General features: G+C 55.7%; 2 protein-coding genes and 5 pseudogenes. 3 read left to right on the forward strand and 4 right to left on the reverse strand.

Annotation, left to right across the window (positions count from 1 at the left end):
* The first annotated feature begins 499 nt into the window (after positions 1 to 499).
* On the forward strand, positions 500 to 1,048 hold the full coding sequence (locus VSR82_RS39325) for a hypothetical protein (protein ID WP_498858855.1): 549 nt from the start codon (positions 500 to 502) through the stop codon (positions 1,046 to 1,048).
* Between the two features lie 25 nt (positions 1,049 to 1,073).
* Here VSR82_RS39325 and VSR82_RS39330 read toward each other — a convergent pair.
* Positions 1,074 to 1,599: pseudogene (locus VSR82_RS39330) on the reverse strand (IS5 family transposase); the annotation flags it as partial.
* A gap of 51 nt (positions 1,600 to 1,650) precedes the next feature.
* Here VSR82_RS39330 and VSR82_RS39335 point away from each other — a divergent pair.
* Positions 1,651 to 1,719 (forward strand): annotated as a pseudogene (locus VSR82_RS39335) (TniQ family protein); the annotation flags it as partial.
* 74 nt (positions 1,720 to 1,793) lie between these two features.
* On the opposite strand, the pseudogene VSR82_RS39340 reads toward VSR82_RS39335, so the two are convergent.
* A pseudogene (locus VSR82_RS39340) lies at positions 1,794 to 2,934 on the reverse strand (integrase core domain-containing protein).
* Between the two features lie 958 nt (positions 2,935 to 3,892).
* On the opposite strand from VSR82_RS39340, the gene VSR82_RS39345 reads away from it, so the two are divergent.
* Positions 3,893 to 4,603, forward strand: coding sequence for a hypothetical protein (locus tag VSR82_RS39345; protein ID WP_184228874.1), 711 nt, complete (start codon positions 3,893 to 3,895; stop codon positions 4,601 to 4,603).
* A gap of 224 nt (positions 4,604 to 4,827) precedes the next feature.
* Here VSR82_RS39345 and VSR82_RS39350 read toward each other — a convergent pair.
* Positions 4,828 to 4,999: pseudogene (locus VSR82_RS39350) on the reverse strand (DDE-type integrase/transposase/recombinase); the annotation flags it as partial.
* 274 nt (positions 5,000 to 5,273) lie between these two features.
* A pseudogene (locus VSR82_RS39355) lies at positions 5,274 to 5,402 on the reverse strand (IS5/IS1182 family transposase); the annotation flags it as partial.

The raw sequence follows: 5,402 nt of genomic DNA on the forward strand, positions 1-5,402 counted from the left end.
TGGCCAGATCCAGTCCAACAGTCGCTATATTCATGATGAACGCTCCTTTGCCGTGGACGTCACGACTTCTCCACTTTGGCATAAACCGCTCGCTGGGTAGCGGGAGTCGTCCATCACATCAGAGCCCAAATAGGTAGCGTGGTCGAAATAATCTTTATAGATCTGAATACCGTCAATTTTCTCATTGGACAGAAAACGATAGACGCGGAGTGTCGCACTTACGACCTTCCGCGTCTTCATTGTCGACTTTGTTCGTCGCTTTCAAACGAGGAATATCGATCCGCGCGCTTATCTGGCTGTTGGCACGATCATCGCTGTTCGATCCCGGGATCTTAGAGGCCCAGTTCCACACCTTCTGCATTCCAGAAGACGGGAGAACAGCACCGTCACGATCCGTGCATGACCAGCACACACTGCATTCACCTATGGCGTGGATAACACACGTACAGGTAATAGTGCATTTTCTTTTACATGTTTGGACAGTCCGAAAGGAAGGCACATGATGAGCGTTAGACGTGCGGCATCCCATTTTCTAACGACAGCCATCTTCGCGACCGCACTAACGATGGCGGGGCCAGTTCATGCGGCTGGAAAAAGTGGCGAAGCATTCGTCGTACTGAAATACATCAGTAGCGTGCTCCGAAATGGTTCTCTAGATCCCAGCATGGAACACAGGGCGTTCTGCGCCAAGAAACTGAGCGAACCGGCCACTCACTATCACGACATGAAGGTCGCGACCAAGTACGACGTAGTCGGCGACGAGCAATCGGCGAAGTCGAACTTCCCTTCGCCTGTGAGCACCCAGCCGCTGGAGCTGACTGTCGCTTTACATCCACTTGGGATTGAAGGGAAATATGCATTCGGAGCCTTCAGACCTTCGCCTGTTCCGGATGACTACGTCCTCTTTTCGATGTCGCTGGAGTTCAAGGACCCAACGAGCACCTTCCTGATCATCAATGAGAACAAGCCCTTTAATTGCGTGATCTCAAGCGCCTCAGACCCCTTCACGCGGATCGAAAGCGGCAAGTTCGCTGTCGACTCGAAGTGAGAGGTATTCTCGGCTCTGGTTTAGAGCGTTTGCGGGGCTGGCAATCCAGACCCGACTGCCGGAATGGCATCGAGCGTGGGCCCGAATGCCATCGAGTCGTATCGGTTGGCGCCCGTGACCGTGATGGCCAGTGGAATGCCGCGCGCGTCTACAACGATGTGCCGTTTCGACCCGAGCTTTCCCCGGTCTGTCGGGTTGGGGCCGGTTTCCTGGCCCCCCGGGGGCTGGCAACACTGGCAGCATCGAGGCTCGCCCGTTCCCAATCAATCTGGTCGTGCTCACGCAACCGGCGAAGCATTGGCAGATGCAGTTGCTCCCACACGCCTGCGGCCTGCCAGTCTCGTAGCCGTCGCCAGCAGCCGCTGCCGAAACCCAGTTCCTGCGGCAGGTCTTCCCATGGGATGCCCGTTTGCAGGACATACAGGATGCCGTTCAGTGCTGCGCGGTTGTCAACTGTGCGCCGACGGCCGCCTTTGCGGTGACGGCGTAAATGCCGGAATCGACAGTTCCAGCGCCGCCCACAGCTCGTTCCTGATTTTTCTTCTGGACATGCGCCCAGGATACGAAACCTATGGCTTGATGTCCAGGTTGTGTTAGCCGCTATAAACGATGCCGACGTGTCGGCGCCGCGCTGGAAGAGGAGGGAATGGCTTGATCCAACAGCTGACTATTGAGAGGCACATCACACTCCGCTCGAGACGATCCCAGTGGACTTGCCCCTGCATGACCGGAGACACGGTCACGCTTAGGTTGGAGAATTTGCTTGCTGGCGAAACTCGCGTGGCGAGCGGTATTTCAGGGCGCTGTGCGGATGTGACTCGTTGTAGTGGTCGAACGCAATGGCCAAGTTCTGCAACGCCGTTCTGGCGTCGGGCTTGGGCATCCACGAAACGTAATCACGCTTCATCGTTTTGACGAAACTCTCGGCCATTCCGTTGCTCTGCGGACTTCGCACAGGTGTCGTGACGGGCTTCAAACCGATTTTCTGCGAGAACGTCAGCGTCTCGTCGGCAATGTAGCAGGAACCGTTGTCGCTCAGCCACTCGATTTCGCTCTCAGCCTTCAACGCACCGGCGAAACGGTTCTCGACAGCCTGAAGCATCACGTCGCGCACCACGTCGCCGGTGTAGCCGCCCGTCGTCGCAGCGGAATTCGAAACCGTCCGAACACCAGCGGGCGTTGCTGCTGTCTACCGCGACCTTGCCGTCGACGCGGTCGGCGTTCGAGCAGCAGGCCGTGGCTACGCATGACGCGATACACCCGCTTTACATTGACACGCGGTTGGCCCAGCGCATTCCGGTTTCGCCTCAGCAGCGCCCATGCGTGCCGGTAGCCGTAGGTGGGCAGGTCGGCGACCAGCTCTTGAAGTTCGGTGACGAGCGGCACGTCATCCAGAACGGGCGTCTTGCGCCGGTCGACCCATTCAGCGGGGCGCTTCGATTTGACCGCGAGATTCGAGCGCGACACACCCAGGACTTCACAGACCGTCTTCATCGGTCGTCCCCCGGCGGCAATGGTGAGCGCGCAATCAATTTTTTTGCTCGACCGTACTCCACTGCTTCACGGAGAATTTCCACTTCCATTGTTTTCTTGCCCAGCAGCCGCTGAAGTTCGCGAATCTGCTTCATCGCCTCGGCCAGGTCCGAGGCCGGCACCACCTGTTCACCGGCGCTGACAGCCGACAGGCTTCCGTCCTGATAGAGCTTGCGCCAGGCAAAGACCTGATTGGCATTCACTTGGTGGCGACGGACAACTCCCGAAACCGTGGCTCCGGGCTCAAAAGTCTCGCGCACTATCGCGAGCTCCTCTTCGACAGAACGCCGGCGGCGCTGCTCCGGCTGGGTCAGAACTTCGACAGGTTCCACGTTGTGACTGGGCTTAAACATAGGCAGAAGACTACCTCATAATTTAAGCGTTACCTCGTGTCCGGTTTTCGCAGGGGGCGACCCACCCAGGATCTGCTTTACGCAATGCGGCAACTTCGCTACCGATCTTCGATCGATAAATCGTTGTTGCGAGGACTGCAGGTATCGTTATTCCCTCAAGACGCGCTAGCCGAATTAGGTGTGCACATTAGCGCATCTGTAAGGAACTTTAGCGGGAACATGTGAGCATGCGACATATGCTTGGTGGAATCGAGACCATGCATATGATCCGCAAAGCTCAGGTGAACGATGGAGATATGGCACACTTTCTCCCGTCCAGCAACTCTACTCGCTCTTTGCATAAATAGTCCTATTTTGTTCGTCTACCCATGGCGCGAGAAGATGGTGACCAAGGCGTCAAGCCGACGTTGTGTTAGCGACTCCTCGCGGAAATGAAGCGATTTTGTTGCGGTAACGACAAATATTGTCCGGTTTGTCTGCCTTGTCTGTTGGCGCCATCGGTGAATGGCTTTAAGGGTGTTTGACGGTCTCTGGTTTTCTACTGGCACTGGCTTATTGGTATGGATTTCGCGTACAAGCAAAGGACTTAAAGTACTTTTTCGGAAATATGTTAATTGCGTGAAAATCAGACGGTAAATTCGCCTGCATGCGGAGTGCTCAATGAAACCTGGCAGCACGGCCCAGCGGAATTTACCGAAACCACCGCCATGTCCAGTTCGACGCCAGGCAATCACCGGGCTAATTAGGATCCCGCAAGCGCTAGTGATGTGTGTCGGAGTCTAGTCGTGATCGCAGTAATAATGACCTCGGGCTAGGGCATATTAATGTTCAGCGGGGACGTCGCCAACCCGTACGCCATGCGCCTGTCCTTGATAACCATGACGAAAATCTGGCGATTTCTGTGTCACCGCCTCGTTTTTGCGAAAAAGCACGAGGCTCAACCACTCAGGAGATTACCGTGTCATCTATCAACTGGAAAAATGGGCAACTCATTACCCTTGATCCTGGCGATACCGCGACGTGCCAGACCCTCACCGGCGGTCAACTCTACGGGCTCATCTTTTACAACGCGGCGGCAAATGACGCTGGCGCGAACATCTCCGTCGTGTGGAGCCAGTCGCAACCTCCCGTAACCGTAAGCGTGCCAGGCACGACGGCAAATCAGGGCCTTGCTTCAGTGCTGTTCGTAAATGGCTCTGACACCACTACCGTGTCGGCTGCGATGCTTGAGGGTCAATTGGGCGCACGGGTCGAGGCCTATATCGCCAGCGTCTCAATGCCCGAGGACACGACCGGCATCATTAACAAGCCTCTGCCGGCAGATGGCAAGAACCATTTTTTCGAGAAGTTCAGCCGTTACTACACGGTTCCGGCCTCGCACTGGTATCAGGCGCAGATTCATAGCAATATCAACCAGTTCATTTCGATTCAGTTCGCCGAGGAGTCTGCCGTGGTGAACGTCGTGAATTCGGAGGCCGATCCGGCTCCGCGAATCCTGGCGGTGGGCCGCGCCAAGAGCCAGTACAATACGAACGTCAGTCAATATCAGACAATCTCGTGGTCTCTCCAGGGCAACGGGCAGCAGCTGGTCTTCGTCAATGCTGATAGCGTGCAGGACTCGCAAGGCACAAGTATCTCCCTCCAATCGCTGAGTGCTCAATACGCCTGATCTAAGCATGCGGACTGCGTGAACGCTGGAATACGCAGTCCGAAGTCATGTGGTTGTGCTATCACTGAGCGCAACGGATTTCCACTTATTTGAAATCCCAAGGTACTGTCGCAACATGGAAGCTGACCCACGAGAGCGCGAAATATAGAAGATTACTTATGCAACGAGCGAGTGGAGTTGCTGGACGGGGCCATATGCATTGGTCTTGATTCCCCAGAATGATGCGCGCGGCGAAAATTCTCAAGTCCCGTCATTGGACGGATTCGCCGCTTGATGGCCCGGCGATCTTGTTCGGCAATGTTATTCAGGTACTTCTTCCACGGACCCTGATCGAAACATCCGCTTGGCGTTGATCGCTTGTAAGGCAGCCAGATTCGATCCGTTCTTATCGATCGTCGACCGGCCGGCCCTCAGCGGGTGCGGGTAGTTATGGGCAGCTCATGTAGGCACGTCAATCAGCAACGGGCGCCCAGAGGGCATCGTGATGAAGCCGACGGATTTAACCGGTGGTGCAACACAACGAGCGCTGCATGAGCGGTGGGAGTGTTGCAAATGAAAGGGCGGCAATGCTGTTCCGCTTACCGGAGGACTGGCGCATCTCGGGAAGGACATCGAGAATAGCACGCGCCTCGCAATTGAAGGAATAAACAAAGCCGGCTTAGAAACGGTTTTATAAAGACTGCTGGGCACGCTTGAGCGTGTTCCAGCAGATCAAGGAACAACCGAGTTTGAGAAACGCCTCATGAATGTCGGCTCGACGTTCAAAACGGATGCGAAGACGGCGGAAATGATGCAACCA

It is taken from the genome of Burkholderia sp. JPY481 (assembly GCF_038900515.1).
Classification (GTDB): Bacteria; Pseudomonadota; Gammaproteobacteria; order Burkholderiales; family Burkholderiaceae; genus Paraburkholderia; species Paraburkholderia youngii.